General features: G+C 59.9%; 28 protein-coding genes. 17 read left to right on the top strand and 11 right to left on the bottom strand.

Annotated elements, in window-relative coordinates; translation table 11 throughout:
- Positions 1-10: 10 nt before the first annotated feature.
- The 6 genes from NAT23_RS03015 to bioB are packed head-to-tail and all read right to left on the bottom strand — an operon-like array spanning position 11 to position 5,785.
- Complete coding sequence (locus NAT23_RS03015; protein ID WP_251925380.1) at positions 11-1,360, bottom strand: adenosylmethionine--8-amino-7-oxononanoate transaminase; 1,350 nt, start codon at positions 1,358-1,360, stop codon at positions 11-13.
- Positions 1,357-2,112 carry a dethiobiotin synthase gene (bioD, locus tag NAT23_RS03010; protein WP_251925378.1) on the bottom strand — a complete coding sequence of 252 codons (756 nt, stop codon included), beginning with the start codon at positions 2,110-2,112 and terminating at the stop codon, positions 1,357-1,359. The genes NAT23_RS03015 and bioD overlap by 4 nt, the downstream gene beginning before the upstream one ends.
- 2 nt (positions 2,113-2,114) lie before the next feature.
- Positions 2,115-2,891, bottom strand: coding sequence for a methyltransferase domain-containing protein (locus NAT23_RS03005; RefSeq protein ID WP_251925376.1), 777 nt, complete (start codon positions 2,889-2,891; stop codon positions 2,115-2,117).
- Positions 2,888-3,565 (bottom strand): alpha/beta fold hydrolase, encoded by a 678-nt coding sequence (locus NAT23_RS03000; RefSeq protein WP_251925374.1) that lies wholly within the window; start codon positions 3,563-3,565, stop codon positions 2,888-2,890. Before NAT23_RS03000 ends, NAT23_RS03005 begins: the two co-directional genes overlap by 4 nt.
- The gene (gene bioF / locus NAT23_RS02995; protein ID WP_251925372.1) at positions 3,562-4,743 is read right to left on the bottom strand and encodes an 8-amino-7-oxononanoate synthase; all 1,182 of its coding nucleotides are present in this window, start codon (positions 4,741-4,743) and stop codon (positions 3,562-3,564) included. The genes NAT23_RS03000 and bioF overlap by 4 nt, the downstream gene beginning before the upstream one ends.
- Position 4,744: 1 nt before the next feature.
- Positions 4,745-5,785: a biotin synthase BioB gene (gene bioB, locus NAT23_RS02990; RefSeq protein ID WP_251925370.1), complete on the bottom strand. Its 1,041-nt coding sequence runs from the start codon at positions 5,783-5,785 to the stop codon at positions 4,745-4,747.
- 211 nt (positions 5,786-5,996) lie between these two features.
- Between bioB and yegS the strand changes: the two genes are divergently transcribed.
- The 3 genes from yegS (at position 5,997) to NAT23_RS02975 (ending at position 7,987) form a co-directional block, all read left to right on the top strand.
- Positions 5,997-6,893 (top strand): lipid kinase YegS, encoded by an 897-nt coding sequence (gene yegS, locus NAT23_RS02985; protein WP_251925368.1) that lies wholly within the window; start codon positions 5,997-5,999, stop codon positions 6,891-6,893.
- A gap of 20 nt (positions 6,894-6,913) precedes the next feature.
- Positions 6,914-7,372, top strand: a complete 459-nt coding sequence (locus NAT23_RS02980; protein ID WP_251925366.1) for a nucleoside deaminase — start codon at positions 6,914-6,916, stop codon at positions 7,370-7,372.
- Between the two features lie 153 nt (positions 7,373-7,525).
- Positions 7,526-7,987, top strand: a complete 462-nt coding sequence (locus NAT23_RS02975) for a hypothetical protein (protein ID WP_251925364.1) — start codon at positions 7,526-7,528, stop codon at positions 7,985-7,987.
- Between the two features lie 128 nt (positions 7,988-8,115).
- Here the strand turns inward: NAT23_RS02975 and NAT23_RS02970 are convergent, their stop codons facing one another.
- Positions 8,116-8,322, bottom strand: a complete 207-nt coding sequence (locus tag NAT23_RS02970) for a cold-shock protein (protein WP_251925362.1) — start codon at positions 8,320-8,322, stop codon at positions 8,116-8,118.
- Between the two features lie 229 nt (positions 8,323-8,551).
- Between NAT23_RS02970 and NAT23_RS02965 the strand changes: the two genes are divergently transcribed.
- The 5 genes from NAT23_RS02965 to NAT23_RS02945 all read left to right on the top strand — a co-directional run bounded on the left by NAT23_RS02965 (position 8,552) and on the right by NAT23_RS02945 (position 11,922).
- Entirely contained in the window at positions 8,552-9,391 is an 840-nt protein-coding gene (locus NAT23_RS02965) for an isopenicillin N synthase family dioxygenase (RefSeq protein WP_251925360.1), read from the top strand.
- Positions 9,388-9,840 (top strand): GNAT family N-acetyltransferase, encoded by a 453-nt coding sequence (locus NAT23_RS02960; protein ID WP_251925358.1) that lies wholly within the window; start codon positions 9,388-9,390, stop codon positions 9,838-9,840. The genes NAT23_RS02965 and NAT23_RS02960 overlap by 4 nt, the downstream gene beginning before the upstream one ends.
- A 53-nt stretch (positions 9,841-9,893) precedes the next feature.
- Complete coding sequence (locus NAT23_RS02955; protein WP_251925356.1) at positions 9,894-10,337, top strand: TM2 domain-containing protein; 444 nt, start codon at positions 9,894-9,896, stop codon at positions 10,335-10,337.
- Positions 10,338-11,267: a cation diffusion facilitator family transporter gene (locus NAT23_RS02950; RefSeq protein ID WP_251925354.1), complete on the top strand. Its 930-nt coding sequence runs from the start codon at positions 10,338-10,340 to the stop codon at positions 11,265-11,267.
- 79 nt (positions 11,268-11,346) lie between these two features.
- Positions 11,347-11,922 (top strand): exopolysaccharide biosynthesis protein, encoded by a 576-nt coding sequence (locus NAT23_RS02945; RefSeq protein ID WP_251590185.1) that lies wholly within the window; start codon positions 11,347-11,349, stop codon positions 11,920-11,922.
- A 1-nt stretch (position 11,923) separates the two neighbouring features.
- Here the strand turns inward: NAT23_RS02945 and NAT23_RS02940 are convergent, their stop codons facing one another.
- Positions 11,924-13,870, bottom strand: a complete 1,947-nt coding sequence (locus NAT23_RS02940; protein ID WP_251925352.1) for a transglycosylase SLT domain-containing protein — start codon at positions 13,868-13,870, stop codon at positions 11,924-11,926.
- 144 nt (positions 13,871-14,014) lie between these two features.
- On the opposite strand from NAT23_RS02940, the gene NAT23_RS02935 reads away from it, so the two are divergent.
- The 5 genes from NAT23_RS02935 (at position 14,015) to NAT23_RS02915 (ending at position 18,237) form a co-directional block, all read left to right on the top strand.
- Complete coding sequence (locus tag NAT23_RS02935) at positions 14,015-14,341, top strand: YkvA family protein (RefSeq protein WP_251925350.1); 327 nt, start codon at positions 14,015-14,017, stop codon at positions 14,339-14,341.
- Between the two features lie 7 nt (positions 14,342-14,348).
- On the top strand, positions 14,349-14,855 hold the full coding sequence (locus NAT23_RS02930; RefSeq protein ID WP_251925347.1) for a PaaI family thioesterase: 507 nt from the start codon (positions 14,349-14,351) through the stop codon (positions 14,853-14,855).
- Positions 14,848-15,312 carry a PaaI family thioesterase gene (locus NAT23_RS02925; RefSeq protein WP_251925345.1) on the top strand — a complete coding sequence of 155 codons (465 nt, stop codon included), beginning with the start codon at positions 14,848-14,850 and terminating at the stop codon, positions 15,310-15,312. Before NAT23_RS02930 ends, NAT23_RS02925 begins: the two co-directional genes overlap by 8 nt.
- 107 nt (positions 15,313-15,419) lie before the next feature.
- Positions 15,420-17,300, top strand: a complete 1,881-nt coding sequence (gene htpG, locus NAT23_RS02920; protein ID WP_251925343.1) for a molecular chaperone HtpG — start codon at positions 15,420-15,422, stop codon at positions 17,298-17,300.
- A gap of 175 nt (positions 17,301-17,475) precedes the next feature.
- Complete coding sequence (locus NAT23_RS02915) at positions 17,476-18,237, top strand: protein bax (protein WP_251925341.1); 762 nt, start codon at positions 17,476-17,478, stop codon at positions 18,235-18,237.
- Here the strand turns inward: NAT23_RS02915 and NAT23_RS02910 are convergent.
- Both NAT23_RS02910 and NAT23_RS02905 read right to left on the bottom strand, forming a co-directional pair.
- Positions 18,191-19,627 carry an ATP-binding protein gene (locus NAT23_RS02910; RefSeq protein WP_251925339.1) on the bottom strand — a complete coding sequence of 479 codons (1,437 nt, stop codon included), beginning with the start codon at positions 19,625-19,627 and terminating at the stop codon, positions 18,191-18,193. The genes NAT23_RS02915 and NAT23_RS02910 overlap by 47 nt on opposite strands.
- Before the next feature lie 8 nt (positions 19,628-19,635).
- Positions 19,636-20,301, bottom strand: a complete 666-nt coding sequence (locus NAT23_RS02905; RefSeq protein WP_251925337.1) for a response regulator — start codon at positions 20,299-20,301, stop codon at positions 19,636-19,638.
- Between the two features lie 152 nt (positions 20,302-20,453).
- On the opposite strand from NAT23_RS02905, the gene NAT23_RS02900 reads away from it, so the two are divergent.
- From NAT23_RS02900 to NAT23_RS02885, 4 genes are read left to right on the top strand one after another with little or no spacing between them, the layout of a single operon-like run.
- The gene (locus NAT23_RS02900; protein WP_251925335.1) at positions 20,454-21,908 is read left to right on the top strand and encodes a protein adenylyltransferase SelO; all 1,455 of its coding nucleotides are present in this window, start codon (positions 20,454-20,456) and stop codon (positions 21,906-21,908) included.
- A gap of 46 nt (positions 21,909-21,954) precedes the next feature.
- Entirely contained in the window at positions 21,955-23,055 is a 1,101-nt protein-coding gene (locus NAT23_RS02895; RefSeq protein ID WP_251925333.1) for an NAD(P)H-dependent glycerol-3-phosphate dehydrogenase, read from the top strand.
- Complete coding sequence (gene sixA, locus NAT23_RS02890; protein WP_251925331.1) at positions 23,052-23,543, top strand: phosphohistidine phosphatase SixA; 492 nt, start codon at positions 23,052-23,054, stop codon at positions 23,541-23,543. Before NAT23_RS02895 ends, sixA begins: the two co-directional genes overlap by 4 nt.
- A gap of 4 nt (positions 23,544-23,547) precedes the next feature.
- The gene (locus NAT23_RS02885; RefSeq protein ID WP_251590167.1) at positions 23,548-23,856 is read left to right on the top strand and encodes an antibiotic biosynthesis monooxygenase family protein; all 309 of its coding nucleotides are present in this window, start codon (positions 23,548-23,550) and stop codon (positions 23,854-23,856) included.
- Here NAT23_RS02885 and NAT23_RS02880 read toward each other — a convergent pair.
- The gene (locus NAT23_RS02880; RefSeq protein WP_251925329.1) at positions 23,853-24,800 is read right to left on the bottom strand and encodes an AEC family transporter; all 948 of its coding nucleotides are present in this window, start codon (positions 24,798-24,800) and stop codon (positions 23,853-23,855) included. The two genes, NAT23_RS02885 and NAT23_RS02880, sit on opposite strands and share 4 nt — an antisense overlap.
- Positions 24,801-24,838 lie beyond the last annotated feature (38 nt).

The following is a 24,838-nucleotide window of genomic DNA, read 5'->3' as shown; positions in this document are numbered from 1 at the left end:
GGAGTTGTCTTCAAACGCCGGTCGCGGCTTTTAGACCTTCTCGAGTGACATCGGCGATCAGATCGATTTCTTCCAGTGTGACCACGTAGGGCGGCATCCAGTAGATCACGTTACCCAGCGGTCGAAGCAGGACACCGCGGCTCAGCCCGTGTTGAAACACGGCCAGGCCACGACGTTCCTCGAAGGGGTAGGGTTCAAGCGTTGCCTTGTCCTTGACCATTTCGATCGCAACGATCATGCCGTGCTGGCGGACATCACCAACGTGGGGGTGGTCCCTGAACGCCTCGCTGCGCTCACGCATGTGCTCGGCAAGTTGTCGATTGTTTGCGATGACGTCATCCTGTGCGAACAGGTCGAGGGTCGCCAGTGCCGCACTGCAGGCCAATGGATTGCCGGTATAGCTGTGAGAGTGCAGAAAGGCCTTGAGCGCGGCGTAGTCGTCGTAGAACGCGTCGTAGACCTCATCGGTTGTCAGCACCACCGAAAGCGGTAGGTAGCCTGCGGTCAGTGCCTTCGACAGACATAAGAAATCCGGGCTGACGCCGGCCTGCTCGGCGGCAAACAGAGTGCCGGTGCGGCCGAAACCCACCGCGATTTCATCGAAGATGAGGTGCACACTATGGCGGGTGCAGGCCTCTCTCAAAAGCTCTAGATACACCGGATGGTACATACGCATGCCGCCGGCGCACTGAACCAGCGGCTCGACGATCACGGCGCAGAGTTCGTCGCGTCCGTGCTCAAGCGCCGCTTCCATATGAGCGAACATCGATCGGCAGTGGGCTTCCCACTCATCGCGAGGCAGACCGAAGCAGTCCGGGGAGGGCACGGATTCGACGTCGAGCAGTAACGGCTGATAGGTGTCCCGGTACAAGCCGACGTGGCTGACCGCCAGCGCCCCGAGCGTTTCGCCGTGGTAGCCGTTTTGCAGTGACAAAAACCGCGTCTTTCGATGCTGGCCGTGGTTTTGCCAGTAATGAAAACTCATCTTCATGGCCACTTCCGTGGCCGATGAGCCGTTGTCGGCGTAGAAACAGTGGCCGAGGCCCTCGGGGGTAATGGCCGTCAAGCGTTCTGACAGCTCGATCACCGGTTGGTGGGTGAACCCCGACAGAATCACATGCTCGAGGGTATCGAGCTGATCCTTGATGCGTTGATTGATGGCGGGATTGGCGTGGCCGAAAATATTGACCCACCAGGAGCTGACGGTATCCAGATAGCGATTGCCGTCGAAGTCTTCAAGCCAGACGCCCTGGCCGCGCTTGATCGGAATCATTGGCAGCCATTCGTGGTCTTTCATTTGCGTACAGGGGTGCCAGACGCTTTTAAGATCGCGGTTCATCCAGTGGGCGTTATTCGTCATCGGGCCGTGTCCTGTGCCAGAGAGAGTGAGGCTGCCGACCCGATTCCGGGGGCGGGCGAGGTCATGTTCTGTGGCGAAACGTCCGGCAGCGAGAGGTAACGAGCGACCCGTTCGGCGGCCGGGTCGCTTAAATAGGGCACATCACCCAGGAGCGGTGCGCCGAGGGTCTGGGTCAGTCGCTCGACGGTATCATCGGCGTAGGCCATGTTCGGGTCGATTCGATTGGCGACCCAGCCGGCAAGGTGAAGCCCTTCCGCGCGGATGGCCTCGGAGCTGAGACGCGCGTGATTGATCGCACCGAGACGAATGCCGACCACGAGAATTACCGGTAGTTCCAGCGCCTTGGCGAGGTCACTCAAGTCCTCGTGATCGTTCAATGGCACTCGAAACCCACCGGCGCCTTCCACAAGCGTTACATCAGTGCCCTGTGCCAGCACCGTGCGAACCGAGCGAATGACGTCCTCGAGCGAAAGAGGCTGGCCTGCAAGCCGAGCCGCCAGATGCGGTGCAATGGCCGGTTCGAAGGTATAGGGCGTGATCGTTCGCTCATCGAGTGCGGGGCGGCACTCGGCGGCAAGACATCGAGTATCGCTGTTGGACAGTCCATGAGGTGTTTGTTCGCAGCCGGAGGCTACCGGCTTGCTGGCGGCCGTCGAATGTCCGAGGCTGTGCCAGCCCGACAGCAAACCGGCGCTGATGGTGGTTTTGCCGGCGTCGGTGTCGGTGCCGGTCACGAAGTAGGCGTGGTGCATATCTATGACCTGTCGAGTCGGTGAAGAGTGAGGTAGGCCACCCTGTAGCTGATGCTGAAGCCGGGCCCCCGGCTGGCCGCCTTGAAGGCGTGGGCGAAACGGCGCGCCGGCAACCGTGTCGGCGCGTCGTTCAAGGGCGTATTGGCACCGATGCCACGAAGGTGTGCGAGTGCGCCGCTGAGTTCAGGGTGATCTTCGCGCTCCCAGCGGATCGCACAGGAGGCCTCCACGGCCGACATTCTGTCCAGAAGTGCACCCAGGGCGTCGGCGCTTGGAAAGGCGTTTACCGGCGAAGGCCTGTCAAGCGTTTGATAGGCCCGAGTGAGTTCCGGCAGAGTGCCCTCGACCAGAGTGGCAATCAGTGCCTGGCCGCCGGGGTTGAGCACGCGGATGATCTCATCGAGGGCGCGCGATATCTCGCACCATTGAAGCGCCAGACTCGACACAACGGTATCGACCGAGGCCGACTTCAAGGGCAGGGCCTCGGCGTCCCCCTGGAGCCAGAGGGGGGAAGGCGCGTCACAAGGCCACCCGTGCCGGGCGGTTGCGAGCATCTCTTTTGAAAGATCAAGGCCGATAAGCCGCGCATCCGGCACGCGCCCAGCCAGATGTTTCAGGAGCCAGCCGGTACCACAGCCGATGTCAAGAAGCGCGCCAGACTCAGTCAGCCCGGCCCGGGCAACCAGCGTCTGTGCGATGCGCTGCTGAAGCCGGGCGTGATGGTCATACTGCGCCGCCGCCTGACCGAAGCGGGCCTGTATGCGGTGTTTTTGCGTCATGGGCGCACCTGCCGTGCCACCCACTTGAGCGCCTCGGGCTGTGTAATCAGGTCGTGGTGGCTGCCCTCGATAAGGTCGGTAGCGATTCCGCTTCGCGCAAGCGCTGCGGCCGCGGTCTTGGGAACAAGTCTGTCGCCCCGGGCCAGCAGCGCCGCGGTTGGCCTTGCGGGCGGCGTATTCAGGGTCAGGCCCGCGAGCACATCAAGCCCGGCCCTCATGTGGTCGTAGGGCACGTTCGCCCGGTAGGTCATGACATCAATAGGCGGATTCGGTGCAATGCAGAGCTGCTCGAACTGGGCGATCGCGGTTTCTGGGCGGCGCTTGAACAACTGATAAAAGCGCTCGAACGTGGCGGGCACCATGGCGGTAGGCCAGCTGCTGTCCTGAATGAAACGGACGTTGCTGCCAAGCATTACGACGCGCTCGACACGCTCAGGGCTGCGCTCGGCAAGTTTTGATGCGAGCATGCCGCCGAGCGACCAGCCGACAAGGATGCTGTTTTCGTCGATGTCTGCCATGAGGCGGTCGACCCAAGCATCAGGTGAAGCGCCTGCGTGCCAGGGAAGCTCCAGAAGGCGCGCGGGGAGGCGCTGATTGGCCAGATGATCGGCGAGGCCGTGCATCGCTTGCGCCGAGAAGGGCCAGCCCGGCAGCAAAAATATTGAAGGGCTCATACGCTCGCCTCCGTGCACGTTTTTTGCACGCCGCACTGGCTGAGCACCTCGATCAAGCGGCTCACATCCTCATGCCTATGCGCGCTTGAAAGCGTGATGCGAAGTCGCGCGGAGCCCTTCGGGACCGTGGGTGGGCGGATGACGCCGACCAGTAGGCCCTGTTCCCAGAGGGCGTCCCCCACTGCCAGTGCGTCGGCTTCATCGCCGATCACAAGCGATTGAATCGGCGTCTCTGAGGGCAGAAGGCGCGCTTGAAGCGTTGCCGGGAGTTCGCGCTTGAAGTGAGCGATCAAATCACTCAGGTGCGTTCGGCGCTCGCGTTCGGTGCGGGCGATGGTGATCGCCTCACAGCTTGCCCAGGCAAGCGCCGGCGAGAGCCCGGTGGTAAAGATGTAGGGCCGTGCGAACTGCGTCAGCGCCTCGATGACAGTCTCACTTCCAGCGACAAACGCCCCCTGTGTTCCGAAGGCCTTACCCAGAGTGCCGGTGACGATTGCAACGTCTGACTCCGTAAGACCGGCCTCGGCGACAGCGCCTTGCCCATAATCGCCGATCACGCCGAAGGCGTGCGCTTCATCGACCATCAACGCTGAGTCGTGCGCGCTACAGTGCCTGGCAAGCGCGCTGAGAGGAGCGCAATCGCCTTCCATGCTGAACACGCTGTCGGTCACGGTCAGTAAAGGGCGGTCACGGGCCAGGCAATGCGTCAGATGGTCGATGTCACCATGGCGATAGCGCGTGACTCGGGCACCTGATAACCGGGCGCCGTCCAGAAGCGAGGCGTGATTGAGCCGGTCATGCAATACGGTATCGCCGCGCTCGCTGAAGGCGGCAATGGTTGCGAGGTTGGCCTGATAACCGCTTGAAAAAAGACGTACCGCAGAGCGTCCGGTGAGTTCGCACAAGGTGTTCTCAAGCCGTCGGTGGGCGTCGGTGTGGCCGCTGATCAGGTGTGATCCACCGCTTCCCACCCCGAAACGCCGCCCGCCTTCTTCCAGTGCTGTCACCAGGCGCGGATCGTCGGCAAGGCCAAGATAGTCATTGCTGCAAAAGGCCACCACGTCACGGCCATCGATACGGGTGCGCGTCTGGCGTGCAAGGCTACGCAGACGATGGTGGCGATCGCGCCTGGCCGCCTTGTGGTCGGCAAGGCGGGTAGTCAGTCGTGCGGTGAGCATGTCAGGCGCTTGCGTCAACGGTCAGGTCATCAAGGGCCTTGTGACGCAGGGCATCATCGATCGCCGCCTGATGAGCCTGGTCCGTCACGCCGCAGTGATGCTCTGGATGAAGTCCAAGCTTTCCAAACAGCGCCTTGTCCTTGTCCGCTTCCGGGTTGCCCGCCGTCAATAGACGCTCACCGTAGAAGATCGAGTTGGCGCCGGCGAAAAAGGCCAGGGCCTGGGTGTCGTCACTCATGTACTCGCGCCCGGCCGCAAGGCGCACGTAGGAGCGCGGCATCAGAATACGCGCCACCGCAATGGTTCGAACGTACTCGATGGGGTCGAGGTCCTCGACGTGTTCAAGCGGGGTGCCCGGGATGCGAATCAGCATGTTGATCGGCACGCTTTCCGGATGGGTCGGCAGCGTCGCGAGCTGTTCGAGCAGGCCAACGCGGTCCTGTTCGGTTTCGCCCATGCCGAGGATGCCGCCACAGCAGACTTTCATGCCGGCGTCGCGCACGTTGGCCAGCGTATCGAGCCGCTCGCCGAAGGTGCGGGTGGTGATGATGTCGCCGTAGTATTCAGGCGAGGTATCAAGATTGTGGTTGTAGTAATCGAGCCCGGCGTCGCTGAGTGCCTGTGCCTGTTCAGGCGTCAATCGACCGAGCGTCATGCAGGTTTCGAGCCCGAGCGCCTTGACTCCCTTGACCATCTCGAGCACGGCAGGCAGGTCACGTTCGGTGGGGGACTTCCAGGCGGCACCCATGCAGAACCGGCTGGCGCCGGCGTCGCGTGCACGTGCGGCGTCTTCCAGCACCTTGTTCACTGCCATCAGCTTTTCCTTTTCAAGACCGGTATTGTAGTGGCCGGACTGAGGGCAGTATTTGCAATCTTCAGGACAGGCGCCGGTCTTTATAGAGAGAAGCATCGAGACCTGAACGGCGTTGGGGTCGAAGTGCTGGCGGTGAACGCTGTGTGCGCGGTAAAGCAGGTCGAAAAAGGGCAGTTCGAACAGCTCAGTGATTTCGGCGCGGGTCCAGTCGTGACGCTCTGCGGCCATGGGGGCTCCTCATCTTGGCTCGTTGTTCAGCGAGAGAGTAAGCGTCTGGTGTTTTATGTCAACCCTGATCTTTTTTTCTGGTTTACAAGGTGGCGATAAGGGGTTGCGATGAGACCAATGCTGATTGATGCGCTCGTACGCGCTACAGTGGAACCATGACATGCAAAAGGATATGCACGGTGAGTAATACCGGTAAGCAAGGAGAACGAAAATGACGCTTCGTTTGCTGTTGAACGGCAAAACAGCAGGAGAGGAACCACTGCGTCAAGCGGTGACCACCATGCGCGAGCAGGGGTATTCGCTTGACGTTCGAGTCAGCTGGGAAGGCGGTGACGTGGCCCGCTTCATTCAGGAGGCCGCCGAGGAAGGCGTGACTCGAATCATCGTTGGTGGCGGGGATGGCACCCTGAACGAGGCGGTCAACGGGCTGATGCAGGTGTCCTCGGACAAGCGCCCCGAACTTGGCATTATCCCGATGGGGACCGCCAATGATTTCGCAACCGCGGCAACGCTTCCTACCGAGCCGCTTGAGGCGCTGACACTGGCGCTAAAAGGGCATCCCCGGTCAGTGGATGTGGGCAAGCTCGATGAGCTTTTCTTTCTGAACATGCTCTCGGGGGGCTTTGGCGCCAAGATCACCACCTCGACGCCCCCGCTTTTGAAGAAGATGCTGGGCGGTGGCGCATATTCGCTGGTCGGTGCCATGCGGTTTTGGAGTTTCGAACCCTACCGCGGTGAACTGCGTTGGGACGGTGGTTCCTGCACGGTCGATGCGATGGTGCTTGCCATCGGCAATGGTCGTCAGGCGGGGGGGAGCCAGGAATTGACCCCGCATGCCCAGATCGATGACGGTTTGTTGGATGTGCTGATCGTTGATACGTTCGGCTATCGCAATATCCCTGCAGTGGTCAAGGAAATGGAGGCGCTCGGCCCGGACGGACGTTTCGTGCGGTATTTCAAGACGGCCTGGGTGACGTTTGAAAGCGAGCAGAAATTTCCGCTCAACCTCGATGGCGAGGCGCATGAGGTCACTACGCTCGAGTGCTCGGTCAAGGCCGGTGCTGTCAACATCGTACTGCCCGATGACTGCCGCTTGTGCAGTCAGTGACCCGACAGCAGGGAGAAAGTATGGATGAATTCATGAAAGCCGCCCTTGACGAGGCCCGCCAGGGGTTTGAGGAAGGCGGTGTGCCCATCGGCTCGGTGCTTGTGCATCAGGGTCGGATTCTTGGCCGCGGCCGCAATCAGCGCGTACAGAAGGGCAGCGCGGTCTTGCACGGCGAAATGAGTGCGCTCGAACATGCCGGTCGACTCCCGGCCGAGGTCTATCGGGCGTGTACGCTCTATACCACGCTATCACCGTGCCCGATGTGCTCCGGTGCAATCGAACTCTACGGTATAAAACACGTCGTGATCGGTGAAAATACAACCTTCATGGGCGCGGAGTCGGCGCTTGAGGCCAAGGGGGTTCGACTTGAGGTACTTGATGACCCCGAGTGCAAGCATCTGATGGCTCGCTTCATCGACACTCGCCCGGATATCTGGTTTGAAGACATCGGAGAGGATGTCGGCGCGCCGCGGCGTTAAGCGTCATGGACTCGACATCGTCAGAGGCGAATGTTAGAACGATGTCCCATGTCACTCATACATTAAAGCCATAAATACGAGTGAACGGCTTCGGTCGCGCGGGACGAAGGACACATTGCATTTCGCAATTTTTATCAAGGAGTGAACGGTATCATGACAATCAAGACACTTTCTGCAGCAAGCCTTGCGTTCGTTATGGCCCTGGGTCTTAGCGCCTGCGGTGACAATGGCGACGATGCGCCTGGTTCTGACCAGCAGCAAAGCCAGGAAAATGCCGAGATGCAGCAGGACGGCACCACGACCGGTACCGAGTCGGGCATGTCACAGGGTTCTGATGACAGCATGCAGCACGATCAGGGCATGGACACCGACTCCGACAGCATGACAGATGGCGACATGGATTCTGAAGACACCATGGGCTCGGATGAGTCTGATGCGACCAACAGCAGCAACACCATGGAAAGCATGCAGGAAGACGACAACAGCATGGGCGAGCAGGACGACGCCGTGAAAAGCTCTGAGGCCAAAGCCGGCGCAGGCGCCGATTCCTCGGCAACCATGAGCGGTGCCGAAAACGCCGAGCAGTTCAACAACAGCAGCGAAAACACCCAGTAAGACCTACATCGCTCTGTTTGAAAAAGCCCTGCCTGACGGTGGGGCTTTTTTATGGCGCCTTTCTGGCCCGTGGCCATAAAAAAACCCGCTCGATGAGCGGGTTTTCTGGAACAGTCACACTAAATTGCTTAGTTGACGATCTTGATGTTCGCGGCTTGCAGGCCTTTCTTGCCTTGGGTCACTTCAAAAGACACTTTCTGTCCATCCTGCAGGGACTTGAAGCCGTCTGCCTGGATTTCGGAGAAATGTGCAAAGAGGTCATCGCCACCATCGTCTGGCGAAATGAAGCCGTAGCCTTTGGTGTCGTTGAACCATTTGACAGTGCCAGTTGCCATGTCGTTTTCCTTTCTTACTTGCTGAAGACTTCGAGCCGAGGCCCGTGTAGCGTTGGGCTTATCAGGGGAAAATAGATCGCTTGATCTATCGACACTCAGATCACGCCGAGACATCACCTGCAAACCTACAAAATCAGAATGCGTCACTCTAAAAATATCGTCAAGCTTATTTTTGGGGGTGTATGCGTTAGTATTAATGCGAATTTCAGCGACATATAAGAGAGGGTTTATGCCGGTACAAAACGTCGATTACACTAGTGTAAATGCCGCCGAACACTTCACGACTTCCCTCAGGGAAACCGGGTTCGGAGTGCTCCGTAATCATCCGCTGGACATGGATCTGGTTGAACGAATCTACGAGCAGTGGGCGCACTTTTTCAGCTCGGACGACAAGGCTCAGTGGCGTTTCGATCCGAGCACTCAGGACGGCTATTTCCCGCCTGACGTTTCCGAAACCGCCAAGGGCAGCTCACAGAAGGACTTGAAAGAGTATTACCACGTCTATCCGTGGGGGAAAGTGCCGGATGCGCTCGAGCAGGATATTCGTGAGTACTACCGCCAGGCTGATGCGCTCGCCGGCGAGTTGCTCTCCTGGATAGAAGCGCACACCCCAGAAGCCGTTGCCACGCAGTACAGCCAATCGCTTTCATCCATGATTGACGGCAGTCAGCAGACGCTTCTTCGAGTGCTCTACTATCCGCCGATCCCAAACGACGCTCCGGTGGATGCGGTGCGCGCTGCGGCCCATGAAGACATCAATCTGATTACGCTGTTGCCGGCCTCCAATGAACCTGGCCTTGAGGTCAAGGGGCGCGATGGGGAGTGGCTGCCGGTGCCAAGTGACCCGGGCCAATTGATCATCAATGTCGGCGATATGCTTCAGGAAGCGTCTCAGGGCCATTTCCCGTCGACCACCCATCGTGTTGTCAATCCCGATGGCGCGTCCGCACGTCGCGCACGACTGTCGCTGCCTTTGTTTCTTCATCCCAAACCGGATGTCGTATTGTCAGAGCGCTATACTGCCGACAGTTATCTCAAGGAACGGCTCAAGGAACTAGGCGTTATATGACTGCCCATTGGCCTGCCTACTGGCGGGCCGCGACCCATCCGGCGGACGCGGAGTTCGCCTGCGCGCTCGTCAATCAGACAATGTCACCCTATTGGCGCATGCGGCACATGGCGTTCAGCCGCCGCAAGTTCATGGATCTCTGGCCCAAGATGGAGGCCGCGATCATTCAATACTCAGGCCCTCGAGACGGCTTCATCGGTTGGGACATTCAGGGGCGAGTCGGTTATCTCCGTGAGTTTCACCTGATCGAGGCGTGCCGCGGTCAGGGCCTTGGGGGGCGCGTGCTCGATGACTGGATTGCGCTTCAGCGGGGCGGGCCTGCGACAAGCGTTGAGCTCAAGGTATTTGAGAACAACCCGGCAAGGCGCCTTTATGAGCGCGCCGGGTTTCATTTCAGGCGTTATTTCGACGATCGCACCGGTTTGATCGAAATGCGCTGTACCTTATAAGCGCCCGGCTGTCACAATTGCGCCTCATTTGTCCACTTTCTATTTGAACTGCCATGACCCACGCATCCACTTCTGATCAACGCGCACCTACCCACAATCTCTGGCTCGGCTATGTGCTCTGGATTTTCGGCTTCATGGGCGCACACCGGTTCTACTACGGCAAGCCGCTGACAGGCACGCTCTGGTTTTTTACCCTGGGGCTTTTCTTCGTCGGCTGGATCATCGATCTATTGCTGATCCCTTCCATGGCCCGAGAGGCGACCACGCGCTTTCGAAACGGTCCGATCGACTACTCCCTGAGCTGGCTCTTGTTGACCTTTACCGGTGTGTTTGGTCTGCATCGGTTCTACATGCGAAAGATCGTGACCGGCATTATCTATCTTCTGACCGGTGGGCTGTTCTTGCTCGGAATTCTCTATGATTTCTGGACACTCAATCAGCAGTTGAGCGAGTGCAATGCCCGCGATGACGGCAAGCGACTCGGGAAGGATCTGTAAATGTCGGCGGAATCCAAACCTGTTATCTACGCGGCCATGGCCGGGAACCTTCTGATTGCGATCACCAAATTCATCGCCGGGGGCATCACGGGGAGTTCCGCCATGCTGTCGGAGGGAATTCACTCGGTGGTCGATACCGGCAACCAGGTATTGCTGTTGCTTGGGATGAAGCGCGCCCAGCGGCCGCCGGATGCACAGTTCCCATTCGGCTACGGCAAGGAAGTCTACTTCTGGAGCTTTGTGGTCGCGATGCTGATCTTCTCGATTGGCGCTGGGGTGTCGCTGTTCGAAGGTATTTCACATGTGTTGAATCCCGAACCGATGACCAGCCCGATGATCAACTATATCGTGCTCGGGCTTGGCATTTTGTTCGAGGGCGCCTCGTGGGCGTTTGCGCTGCATCAGTTTCGAAAGGCCAAGGGCAAGTGGAGTTACGTTCAGGCCGTACGGCGGGGCAAGGACCCCTCGCTGTTCATGGTCGTGTTCGAGGATTCGGCCGCGCTTCTGGGGTTGGTTGTTGCCATGGCTGGTGTTGCGCTGAGTCAGTGGACCGGAAACCCGGTATTTGACGGCGCAGCCTCGATTGTCATCGGCTTGATTCTGGCCGGCACGGCCGTCTGGCTTGCGACGGAAACCAAGGGGCTTCTGATCGGTGAAAGCGCGAACTCGAATGTGGTCAGCCGCATTCGCGAGCTTGCTGAAAAGGCGCCTCTGGTCGAGCGCGTGCATGAAGTGCTCACGATGCACATGGGCCCGGATTTCGTACTGGTCAACATCAGTGTTCGTTTCAGACGAGAGGCGAGCGCCTCGGAGATCGAAGGCTGTATCGCTGACCTGGACCGCCAGATGAAGGCTGAGCACGAAAGCATCAAACGCATGTTCATCGAAGCGGAGTCCTACCGGGGCGTGGATAGCCGGGGCGAGCGTTAAACGCATTATTGGAAAGAAAATAACCTATCCACCGCGCGTTCATGGATAGAACGCGAGACCAACCTTTAAAGGACTTAACATGGCACAACGCATTGAACTGACCGGGCTTTTGGAAACGCTTGACGATAACGTCGAGGGGGATGAAACAAGCCTTGGCGACATTTTGGAGATTTTCGAGGGGCGAGGGTTCGGGCCGCTGATTACGATTCCAGCCCTGATTGCCTGGCTCCCGACCGGGGCAGTGCCCGGTATTCCATCGTGTTGCGGTATCTTCATCGCGTTGATGGCCATTCAGCTGGCCATGGGCAAAAAGTCTCCCTGGTTGCCGACGAGATTGAAAGAGCGGTCAATCTCGCGTGAAACGCTTCAAAAAACCATCAAGAAGATCAAACCCTTTACCCGCAAGGTGGACAAGCTTTTAAAGCCACGATGCCAATGGGCGGCAAGTACCGGCGTATTGCGGGTGCTTGCTGTCTTTATTGCGCTGTTGGGCGCTGCGATGATTCCGCTTGAACTGCTGCCGTTTGCCGCCGCCGTGCCGGGGTTTACTCTGACACTGATCGGGCTTGGCATTGTTGCCCAGGATGGAGTGGCCATCCTGGGCGGCCTTGCTGTGGCCCTCGGCGGAAGCGTCTGGATCGCGACGCTTATCTGACTCAGTCGTTGCGGTGGGCCAGAAGTGCGCTGTCGTAACGTATCTGACGTTCCTGGGCGCTCATCATGGCAACATCCTTTGTGGTGCCCTTGGCAAGACTTTCGAAAATGACCTGATAGGCCAGAACCGCCTGGACGTAATCGCGGGTTTCGCGAAAGGGAATCGACTCGACGAATAGATCAAAGGGCTGATTGCCTTGCGTAAGCCAGCGGTCGACACGGCCCGGGCCTGCATTATAGGCCGCGATAGCGGCGACCCGGTTGCCACGATACCGGTCGAGCATCGATTTGATGTAAGCGCTGCCCAGTTGCACATTGGGTACGACCTGAGTCAGGCTGGCTGGCCCCTCATAAGGCAAATTCTTGCGCTTACTGACATGGCGTGCGGTGCCCGGCATCAGCTGCATCAAGCCTACCGCTCCGGCCGATGAGCGCGCTTCGGGGTTGAAGGCGCTTTCGCGACGGGCAATGCCCATCAGTAGATACGGGCTTACGTTATTTTCCCGCGCCTGTTGCTTGAAAAGCTCGGCGTAGGCCGGTGGGAAACGCCAGCTGAGTGCGTCCCACTGCTTGCTTCGAATGGAGGTAAATACGGCCAGGTCGAACCATTCATGTTGAAGCGCGTAGTGGGCAAGCTCATACACGCGCTCATCCGTTGATCGGTCGATCAAATAGAACCATTCGGTTCTGGCAAGCCCGCTTTCCCCGATACGCTCGAGCGCGTTGATACGCTGGATGGCCGGCAGTTTATCGAGCTCGGCGAGTGCGTAAAGGGCCTTGTCGCGCTGGTCCTGATTCAAGTCATAGGGCCGACCGACCTTGTCAGCGGCTGCGAACCCGAAAAAGCTTCGCTGTGTGGCTGCGGCCTGATAGTGCTCGAGCGCCTGGCTCTCTTGACCAAGTGCTTGTTCGGCGCGAGCCAGCCAGTACTGCCAGCGGGCGTCGGTGCGTTGCTCGTCCGGCATCCGCTCGACCCAGCGTTTTACAATCGCCCATTGGCCACGCGCCAGTGCCGTGCGCACTCTGAGCTCAAAAAGGTCTTCCTGATCGAGTGAGGTCAGAGTGGCGTCGACCCAGTCGAAATTCTCGTCGTGATCACGAACCAGAGTATAAAAGGCGAGATCGTGCTCGATGGCCTTTCGGGTCTCTGCGGTGACGGGGGCGTTCGGGCCAAGTCGTTGCCAGAGCGTCAGTGCTGTCTGCGTGTTCTGACGGGTCAGGCTGTGAAAGGCGGCTTCGAACAGGGAGTTCAGTACCGGGCGCGAGAAGGCCTTTTGGTCAACTGTCGCAATACGCTCGGGCGTCTTTGAAAGCTGTTCATAGGTCGAGGCGGCGGGCTGCCAGCTTGGGCTCAGAAGGTCGCTCAGATAATTGGCAAGTCCGTCGTTGCCGGCTTCCCAGGCCTTGATCAGTCGAGACCAGATCTGCGCGTCACCAATGGCCCCCTGGGCTCTGAGCGCATCGAACAAGGGATCGCAGGCGTTGTCCTGAGAGCGGCCGACGTTCCAAAGGGCGCGGCCGCCGTCGATGGCTTTCTGGTTATCGATGCCAAGGTAGGCGCGGTAGAAGTAGCATTGGCGTGCGACGCCGTTGGGTGCGTTGCCGCCGCTGACCTCGCGCAGCTCATTGAATCGACCGGCTCGGCCGTAGGCGCCGATGGCGACGTCGCGCATCCAGACGCTCAAGGGGGAATCATCGTGGGTGTCGATGAAGTGCTGGACCTGTTCGGGAGAAAGCCCGGGCAGCCTGGCTTTCAGGCGATGATAATCGATGTAGCCTGAAAGAACATGCTGATCGATACTGGCTTCGTCGATCGCCTGCCACTGATGAGCGCGCGCGGCATCGAGTGCGGTTCTAAGCGCGCGGTCATCGGCGTAGGTGCTGTTTGGCAACCAAAGCGAAAGCACGCCGGTCAAACAGGCGGCGGAAAGTCGAGTTAGAAATGTCACCTGAGTTCTCCTGGCGATATAAAGAAGCGGTGGACCGCTTGGTCTGCGATAGACCGCTTTTGGGGCGCGCGGTTTCAGACTAACCTTGAAGAAAGAACCGTCAAATTTTCAACAGTGTGACTCAACCCGAATTCAGGAGATGCCATGAAAAAGGCCAAAGGCGGTATGCTTTCTCGTCTATTGGGGGGGCGATCCCGCCTTCTCTTTAGAATCGTTCGAGCGGTCAAGACTTACGGGTTACTCCTGCGCGACTGGTGGTCAGGCAGCTATCGCCCCTTGCCCAAGCGGGCAACGGCGCTGATGGTGTTGACGCTTGTGTACATCGTGTCGCCCTTCGATCTGATCCCCGACTTTATCCTCGGCTGGGGGTGGCTCGATGATCTCTTCATCGGCGGTTGGCTGCTGACGCGACTCGATGAGTCGCTTGAGGACTATCGACAATGGCGCGCAGCGCGCCCAAGTGATGCATGAGGATTCAATGACACAGGATACGGACTGGCGCTACGCAATGACGCGCTACGTCAAGGGCATGCCTCATACCCGGGCAACGGGGCTTGAGGTGATCAAGGCTTCAAAAGGGGATGTGACAATGCGGCTGCCCTGGCAGCCGTGGTTTGCAGGCGATCTTTCCCGCGGGCTCGTGCACGGCGGTGTCATTACCATGGTGCTCGATACGCTGTGTACCGGAACGGTGCTGTGCGGGCTGGGGCGCCCCGAAATCTGCCCGACGCTTGATCTGCGTATCGATCACTACCGCCCGGCCCGTGTCGGGCATGCAATGGTCGCCAATGCCATTATCGTCAACGTGACCGGCTCGATCGCAACCGTTGAGGGTACGCTCTGGCAGGTCAACGCGCCCGAGAAGACGATTGCCCGTGCGGTCGGAAGCTTTGCCCGTCTGCCGCCGGAGATGACCCCTCACAATTTCGAGCGCCTTTTATGTGGCCGGCCCACCCATTCTCCCAACACCGAGTCCCATGTCTGATACCTCCTCTCTTGACTGGCTCGAGCAGAGCCGGGCAATCAACGCCCCTGATGCCATTCTCGACAACATGCCCTACGCGCGCTGGCTCGGCATCGAGGTGACACGCGACAATTCCGGGCTGGTCTTTACGCTCCCGGCGCGGCGCGACATGATCGGCAACCCCTTGCTCCCGGCAATTCATGGCGGCGCCATGGGCGCGTTCATGGAAACCGCGGCCATCATCGACACCATGCTGGCCTTGAGAACGGCCAAGATGCCGAAGATCGCCAACTTCTCGATCGATTATCTGCGCGCCGGGAAGTGTCAGCCGACCTACGCCCGGTGCGAACTGGTTCGAGAAGGCAAACGGTTGGCCAATCTCCGGGTGCATGCCTGGCAGGCCTCGGAAGACCGGCTGGTTGCCACCGCCCGACTTCACTGTGTGTTGGCCGAGCTCGATCAGACGTCGATACGCTAGTGTCGATGTCAAAGGCTTGAAAAAGTGTTGGGTATCCCCCATCTAGCTCGCAGCAGGTGCCCGAACGCCGGGCACGGTCCTTGTTGATTGAGCTGAGGAAGGGATAAATGACGACAGCGACCGACGAACAGACACTTGGGTTCCAAACCGAGGTCAAACAGCTTCTGAATCTGATGATTCATTCGCTGTACTCCAACCGCGAGATTTTTCTGCGCGAGCTGGTCTCCAACGCAGCCGATGCCTGCGACAAGCTTCGCTACGCCGCGCTCAATAACGACGCGCTGTATGAAAACGACGCCGAGCTTCGCGTCGAGATCGAGCACGACGCCGAGGCCGGCACGGTCACCATCCGCGACAACGGCATCGGTATGAATCGTGACGATGTGATCTCGAATCTCGGAACGATCGCGCGTTCGGGCACCGCTGAATTCATGCAGCAGCTCTCCGGCGAGCAGCAAAAGGACGCCAAGCTGATCGGTCAGTTCGGGGTCGGTTTCTATTCGGCGTTTATCGTCGCCGATGAGGTGACCGTGCGTACTCGCAAGGCAGGCGATGAGCTGGGCGAGGGCGTTGAGTGGCAGTCCCGCGGCGAGGGTGAGTTCACCATCTCAACCATCGAGCGCGACCGTCACGGCACTGAAATCGTGCTGAGCCTCAAAAGCGATGCCATCGAGTTCGCCGACGACCAACGCCTCAAGTCGCTGGTGCGCAAGTACTCCGACCACATCGATATTCCGGTCCGCATGCCGACGACCCAGGAAGACGAGAGCGGTGAAACCACCGTCAGCTGGGAAACCGTCAACGAAGCGCAGGCCCTGTGGGTCAAGCCCAAGAGCGATATCAGTGATGATGAGTACAAGGGCTTCTACAAGCACGTCGCCCACGATTTCACTGATCCGCTGACCTGGAGCCACAACAAGGTCGAAGGCAAGCTCGAATACACCAGTCTTCTGTACGTGCCGAGCCGAGCGCCGTTCGATCTGTATCAGCGTGACGGTGCGCGCGGCTTGAAACTTTATGTTCAGCGCGTATTCATCATGGACGACGCCGAGCAGTTCCTGCCGCTGTACCTGCGTTTCGTCAAGGGCGTGGTCGATTCCAATGACCTGTCGCTCAACGTCTCGCGTGAGATTTTGCAGCAGGATCCGAAGGTCGAGTCGATCAAGAGCGCGCTCACCAAGCGTGGCCTCGACATGCTCAAGAAGCTTGCCAAGGACCCCGAGAGCTATCAGAGCTTCTGGACCCAGTTTGGTGAGGTTCTGAAGGAAGGCCCGGGCGAAGACTACGCCAACCGCGAGAAGATCGCCTCGCTTCTGCGCTTTTCATCGACCCATACCGACGCCGCGACTCAGGATCAATCGCTTGACGATTACATCGCGCGCATGAAGGAAGGGCAGCAGAAGATCTACTACGTGATTGCCGACGGTTTCAACGCGGCGAAAAATTCGCCCCACCTCGAAATCTTCCGCAAGAAAGGCCTCGAAGTTCTGCTGCTATCCGACCGTATCGATGAGTGGCTGATGAACCACTTGACCGAATACGACGGCAAGCAGATGGCCGATGTGGCCAAGGGCGACCTGGATCTCGGTGACGTCGAAGACGAAACCGAGAAGCAGGCTCAGCAGGAAAGCGCCAAGGAAAAAGAAGGGTTGGTCGGGCGTTTGAAGACCACGCTCGAGTCACGCGTTCAGGACGTTCGTGTCACCCATCGCCTGACTGATTCGCCGGCCTGTGTCGTACTGCCTGAGCATGAGATGGGGTATCAGATGCGGCGTCTGATGGAAGCGGCCGGTCAGCCGGTCCCGGATGTCAAACCGATTCTCGAGATCAACCCGGATCACCCGTTGATCAATCGACTCGATCGCGAGCAGGATGGTTTCGACGGGTTCGCCGAGGTCATCCTCGATCAGGCGATCATCGCCGAAGGCGGGCATCTGGATGATCCCGCGGCCTACGTCAAGCGCTTGAATGCCTTGCTTGCCACCTGATGGTCGCGTCGTAACGCGTTATGAAGAGCCCGCTTTCGAGCGGGCTTTTTTGTGCCGATTGCGCCTTTTCTGCATGCCGGCCGTTCGGCGCAAGCCTTATGCCCTGATAAGCCAAGTCGCGAATGGGGCGCCGTGCTAGTGTCGCTCGCCCACATCATTGCACCTTGCGACTTTCATGATTTTACTGTTTCGAACTGCGTTACTGGCGGCGCTGTGCCTGGCGCACGCGCTGTTTCTGTCCCTCGCGCATGGCGCCGATACCCGTCATGGTGCGTCCATGCCGGATCTTCGAGAGGTTGCCCCCGGCCCTGAGCGCAAGGCCGCGTTTTTCGAGCTGATCATGCCACTGGTCAACGGCGCCAATGCGCGTATCGAGCGCGAGCGGGCCTGGCTTACCTCACTTCGGGAGCAGAAGACCCTGTCCAAACTCGAGCGTCAGCGTTTGACTCAGCTGTGCGCGCGCTATCGGCTTGAGTGCAAGGAGTCGATCCCTTGGGCGGCACTTGAGCAGCGCGTCGATACACTGCCGGTGGAGCTGGTGGTGAGTCAGGCGATTCTGGAGTCGGGCTGGGGCACCTCACGGCTTGCCCGGCGCGGCAACAATCTTTTCGGCATGCGCTGTTTTGGCAAGGAGTGCGGCATCCAGCAGTTGGGCAGTGCCCGACGGTTTCAAACCTTTCAAAGTGTTGGGGCCGCGGTCGAGGCCTACATTCTCAACCTCAATACGCACCCGGCCTACGCAACGCTTAGGCGCCTTCGCGCCCAGGCCGGCGCCGATGAGCGCGTGCCCACAGGGGCCGGCCTGATTCCAGGGCTTACCCGGTACTCAACGCGCGGCATCGGCTATCTGCACGCGCTGCGACAGATTCTGGTGGATAACCAGCGCGCAATCACTCAGTACCGGCAGGTGCAGAGTCCGCAAATGGCGGCCAACTGACGCGAGCGATCAACCCGCCCTCGGAGCGGTTGATGAACGAAAGCCGGGCGTTTTGACGCAGTACCAGTGTGTTGACGATGGAAAGCCCGAGGCCGGTGCCGGCCATGTGCTGGTGGTTTTGCCGGTAGAAGCGTTCCGTCAGCCGGTCGAGGTTTTCCTCGGGCACGCCCGGGCCTTCATCGATTACCTCAAGCGTCGGCCCGTCGTCGACCGTCTTGAGCCTCAGCGTAATCACGGCACCTTCCGGGCTGTAACGCAGGGCGTTATCCAGCAGATTTCTGATCAAGACCCCCAGTTCCGTCGCCTCGCCGCAGACCTTGAGCGTGGTGTCACCTTCAATGGCAAGCTGTTGCCCCCGCGCTTCGGCGACCGGCCAGAGCTCGCCCGAAAGCTGCGCGGCCAGTGGATAGAGCGCGACGTACTCACGTGTGGGGGCGCTGCTGCGCTCGAGCCTTGCAAGCGTTAGAAGCTGTTCGACCACGCGCTGCAGCCGCTCTATGCCCTGATAGGCCTTGCCGAGTGAGGCCTTTTCGCCCATCGGATCGGTGCGGGCGTTTTGAAGGTGAATCTTGAGACTGGCAAGCGGCGTGCGAAGCTCATGGGCAGCGTCTGAGGTGAATCGGCGTTCGCGCTCAAGCGTCGTCTTGAGGTGCGCGATAAACGCGTTGATGGCGTCTCGTAACGGGACAAGCTCCAGGGGGACGTCCTCATTGATGGGGTCGAGCGCCTTGTGGTGGCGCCGGCCGACCTGACTGGACAGACGGTCGAGTGGGCGCAGCCCTCGAAGCACCAGAGCGCCGATGATCAGCGCCAGAAGCGGAATCGCGATCAGGTACGGAATGGTGTTGCTGAGTGCGATCTTGCCGGCAAGTTCCTGTTCGAACGCCTTGCGAAGGCCCACCGAGATCCAGCCGCGCCCCTCACCGAGTCTCATGCTGAATACCCGCCAGTCCTGCTCATCGTACGTTTGCCAGCGAAACCCGGTTTCGGTAGGCGCTGGAAAGGCGCCGTTGTCGTGCCATTCGCCGTCAAGCACTCGAGGCGTGCCGTCGGGGGCCCAAAAGCCAATAGAGATCATGCGCTCTTCGTGAAAGTAACGAACGGCCTGGTCGGCGCGGGCATCGATCGGCGCCGCGACGCCATCTTCTGAGAAGTACCGCCCCGGATGGTCGGGCTGATCGAGCCGGCGAGCCAGAGTCTGGTAATGTTGCTCGTTAAGGGTGGTGTCGTTCAGCCCGGCAATGATGCGCGCGAACTTGGCAAGCTCGGCATCGAACATTTCATCCATTTCATGCTGACTGGTGAAATAGGCGGCGGTAATCGCAAGCCCCGCTCCGAGCAGCAGGGCAAGCGTGATGGTCCAGAGCAGGTAGCGTTTGATGGAGCGCATGAGGATCTCTAGGTAAGCGCGTCGTTCAGGCGGTAGCCGATACCGCGCAGGGTCTTGATCAGCGCGCTGTCGAGCTTCTTGCGAAGATGATGCACGTGCACTTCCAGCGCGTTGGATTCCACATCGTCCTGCCAGCCGTAGAGCACGCTTTCAAGCTGAGGGCGAGTCAGGACTTGCCCCGGGTGATTGGCAAGCTCTCTTAAAAGGGCATATTCCCGACGATTCAGTGCCACCGGTTCACCGCGCCAGCACACTTCATGACGCGCCTCATCGATTACCAGCGGCCCCAGCTCGATGCGCTGGGTCGCGCGTCCGTGGGCGCGTCGGATGACCACTCGAAGGCGGGCCAGCAGTTCATCGAGCTCGAACGGCTTCAGTACGTAATCGTCGGCGCCGGCGTCAAGACCTGCCACGCGCTCATCGACGTGATCCCGCGCTGTCAGAATCAGCACCGGCAGCGTGCTGTGTCGCCGAAGACGCCTCAGTACCTCCATCCCGTCCATGCCCGGAAGCCCCAGATCCAGAACCAGCGCGGCGTAGTCATGATTGACGTTGAGCGCCTCATCGGCGAGCCGGCCATCGGTCAACCAATCGACCATATAGCCTTCCCGCGACAGCGCGGTCTCGACACCATCGCCAAGCAACGGGTCATCTTCGACAAGCAGTATCCGCATATACGTGCCTCTAAAAGCGTTTGGCACCAGTGTGATGCCAAAGTCTTAACGCTTACTTAAATGACTGACGGGGGTATTTGCAGGTGATGTGTTCGGGGTCCGGGCGTCAATGATGCCATACTGCACCCACAGTTGCCGTTTCGAGAAACAAGATGCTTGACCGACTTCAGTTCGATAATCGTTACGCCCGGTTGCCCGAGGCGTTCTACACCCGGGTTCAGCCCACGCCTCGCGCCGGTACACGGGTGCTGGATGTGAGTCCTGGCTGTGCGACGCGGCTCGGCCTTGAAGGGCTTGAACCCGCTGACGATCAGCTTCGGGCGCTTATGGCCGGGCAGTGGGTGCCCGAAGGCGCGGAGCCGTTGGCCCAGAAATACACCGGGCATCAGTTCGGCGCCTACAACCCGGCGCTTGGCGACGGGCGAGGGCTGCTGCTTGGCGAGGTCGATACGCCGTCAGGGCCGATGGACCTTCATCTCAAGGGAGCGGGGCGTACCCCGTATTCCCGCTTTGGCGACGGCCAGGCGGTGCTGCGCTCGAGCGTGCGCGAGTATCTGGCAAGTGAAGCGATGGCGGGCCTTGGTATCCCGACCACCCATGCGCTGGCGGTTGCCATTAATGACGAGCGGGTGCCCAGAGAGCGGGTCGAGCCGGGGGCGACGCTCTTGCGCGTCGCTGAAAGCCATGTGCGGTTCGGGCATTTCGAATGGCTGGGGCTGTCCGGGCAGACCGAGGCGCTCAGGCAGCTGGCCGATCACGTTATCGACCGTCACCGGCCCTGGCTTAAAAACGTGGACGCCCCCTACGCTGGGCTCTTTGCCGATGTGGTCGAGCGCACCGCTCACCTGGTGGCGGACTGGCAGGCTTACGGCTTCGTTCATGCCGTGATGAACACCGACAACATGTCGATTCTCGGGCTGACCATCGATTATGGGCCCTACGCGTTTCTGGACGCCTATGTGGCCGACCGTGTGCCCAACCGAACCGATGCCCAGGGGCGCTACGCCTTCGATCAGCAGCCGGGTGTCGCGCTCTGGAATCTGGTCAGGCTCGCCCAGTCACTGGTCTCGCTGGTGGACAAGTCCACGCTCGAGGCCGAGCTCGGGCGCTTCGAGGGGCATCTTCAGGCCCGTTTTGGCGACACCATGCGCGCTCGGTTCGGACTCGAGACGTTTGAAGACGAGGATTCGGAGCTTTGCCGGCAATGGCTTGACCTTCTGGGAAGCCAGCAGCTCGATTATCACCGCTCGTTTCGGGCCCTGTGTGCGTACGACGACACCTTGGCAGGCCGTGAAGCACTGCTCGATGTGCTGGGCGACACCGAGGCCGCACGGGCCTTTCTTGCGCGCTACGATCAGCGCCTGGCGCGCGAGCACCGCGCCGTCGAGGCCCGCCAAGCGGCGATGCGTCAATGCAACCCGTACTACGTTTTAAGGCTTCACCACGCTCGGTCAGTGATCGAGGCCGCAGAGCAGGGCGATGTCGGCCCGCTCAAGGAATACCGAGCCTGTTTGTCGGCGCCATTCGAGCCTCGAGAGACGCACGGGGCATGGCATCTGCCGCCGGAAGCCGGTGCGCAGGAAATAACATTGTCGTGCTCGTCGTGAGCAGGTAGGCTCGCCACACGTCGCGATAAACAAGGTTTTTCGATTGATGACAGACACATACGACAGTGTGACCCGCACACCCGAACGCATCGCCGTCCTCGGCGGTGGCAGTTTCGGCACCTCGCTTGCAAGCATCGCGGCGACCAAGGGCGCGCGCGTGCGCCAATGGATGCGAGACGACGCACTCGCACGCGAAATTACCGAGCAGCATCATAACTCGCGCTATCTGCCGGGCATCGAGTTGAACCCGACCATCAAGGCCAATACCGACATGGCGTGGGTGCTCGAGGATGCGGAGCTTGTCTTGATCGCGATTCCGTCATCGTCGTTTCGGGCCGTTGTTCGCATGGCTCGTCCCTGGCTCAATGAGCACCAGGTGCTCTTGAGCACCACCAAGGGCATCGAGGAAAGCACGTTTTCACTGATGAGCGACATCGTGCGCGAGGAAACCGACAGCACCCACGTGGGTGTTTTATCCGGCCCCAACCTTGCCTCGGAGCTTGCCGCCGGCCATCTGACCGCGACGGTGGTCGCAAGCGATGACCCGTTCACGCGGGCTTCGGCCCAGGCCTGTCTGAGCTGCGATTACTTTCGGGTGTATGCGAGCAATGACCGCTACGGAGTTGAACTCGGAGGCGCCCTCAAGAACATCTACGCCATCGGCGTTGGCATGGCGGCCGCGCTCGGCATGGGCGCCAACACCAAAAGCATGATCATGACCCGGGCGCTGGCTGAAATGAGCCGCTTTGCCGTGAGCCTCGGCGCAAGCCCGCTGACCTTCTTGGGCCTTGCAGGCGTCGGTGATCTGATCGTGACCTGCTCAAGTGAGCTTTCGCGCAATTACCGCATTGGCTACGCCGTAGGCGAGGGCCGAACGCTTGACGACGCCATCGAGACGCTCGGACAGGTCGCCGAGGGGGTCAATACCGTGCGTCTCGTGCATCAGCGCGCGAGCCAGGAAGGCATCTACATGCCGCTGGCCGGCGGGTTGTACCGGGTGCTGTTCGAGGGCGTTTCCCCCCAGGACATGGGGCTTACGCTCATGCGAAGCGATCACAGCAGCGACGTTGAATTCACGCTCTCCCGTCAGGACGCACAGCGGGATCATCACTCACTCTACGAGACCAACCAGGACCCACGCACATGAAACTATTTATCATGCGACACGGCGAAGCTGCCTCCGGAACCCCCGATGCCTCACGCCCCCTTGAACCTCTCGGCGAGCAGGAAGTGCGTCAAAGCGCGCAGTGGCTTAAAGAAACGTTGACCGACAGCGAACGTGAGTCACTGACCATCGTGGGAAGCCCCTATAAGCGGGCCCGCCAAACCGCGGACCTGGTCGCGCAGGCGTTGGGTGCAGCAAGCTCGCTGTCATTGCCGTTGATTACCCCGGACGCACCGCCGGAATCCGTGATCGAGTGGTTGCATGAAAATGCCTCCGACGGTAGCCCCTGGCTGCTGGTTAGCCATATGCCGCTGGTGGCGGATCTGGTCGGTCGACTGGTCGATGGCGGCACGCACGCACGCATGCCGATGGGCACCGCCGACATCGCGGTTCTTGACGCCGATGTATGGGCGGCCGGCTGTGCAACGCTTATCACTCATCAGACGCCCGGTCAGGCGGTTGCGAGGTAGTCGCATGGCCTACATCGTCAATAATCGGGTCTTCGTCAAACCGGATTACGCCGAAGAGTTCGAGCGCCGGTTTCAACATCGGGTCGGGCAGATCGAGCAGCAGCCCGGCTTCGTTCGCATGCGCATCCTGAAGCCCCAGGGCAATCAGGCACCGTATGTGGTCGAGACCGAATGGGAAAGCCAGACGGCGTTTCGCGACTGGGTTGGCAGCGAGGATTTCAAGGCCGCGCACGCCAATCCCATGCCGAAAGAGGCCTTCAATGACGGCGGAGGCCTCGAGCAGTTCGAGGTCGTGATTCAGGCCGGCGGTTAAACCAGCCCCAGCCACATCATGATGAACACGCCGGCGGTAATGACGACGCCGGTGGCAAGTGTGGTCAGGGCGATGATGTTGGCGGCAAGCGTATGGTTGCCGCCCATCGCCTTGGCCATCACGAAGCTGCTGGAGGCCGAGGGGCTTGCCAGATAAAGAAAGAGGATGCCGAGCAGCTGGCCGCGAAAGCCAAGTGCGATGGCGCCGAGGATGGCAAGCGCTGGAATCGCGATCATCTTAAAAAAGCTTGCCTGAAGCGCCACGGTGCTTGCTCGGGTCAATGACCCGACCGAGAGCGTCCCACCAATACAGATCAGCGCCAGCGGCAGCGTCATCCTCGCGAAATAATCACCCGAGGTGTGCAGCCACACCGGCAGTGTGACTCCGGCTTTCGAGAAGATCAGTGCCGAGATCACCGCGATGATCAGCGGGTTCTTGATGATCTTTATCGCAAGCGAGCGCGCGCTGATATCGATGCCCGGCTGATAGGCCGCCAGTACGATCACCGACAGGACGTTGTAGATGATGATGGCTGCGCCGGCCATGATGCCACCGGCAGAGAGGCCCTCCTGACCGTACATGCTGCCGGCCAGGGCCAGGCCCACGATGCCGCAGTTGCCTCGAAACGCGCCCTGAACGAACACGCCCCGATCTTCTCGAACCACCAGACGCGCCGCAACCGCCCAGACCCCGAAGAAGCTTGTAACGGTTGCAAGGCTGAAATAGATCACCAGACTTGGGTCGAAGGCCCTTGAGAAATCGGCATCGACGATGCTCAGGAAAATGAGCGTGGGCATGGCGCCCTTGAACACCAGGTTAGAGCCAGTGTCGATGAACGCATGATCGATCAGGCGAATTTTTTTGAGGGCCATGCCGAGCAGCACCATGGCAAAGACCGGCAGGGTCACGTTCAGCGTATCGATGAACAGGTCAAGTGGGTTCATGAATTACAAACTCAAAAAGGCTACGATCAGCGCCACGA

It is taken from the genome of Larsenimonas salina (genome assembly GCF_023736155.1).
Classification (GTDB): domain Bacteria; phylum Pseudomonadota; class Gammaproteobacteria; order Pseudomonadales; family Halomonadaceae; genus Larsenimonas; species Larsenimonas salina.
This window is presented reverse-complemented; position numbering and strand designations above follow the sequence as displayed.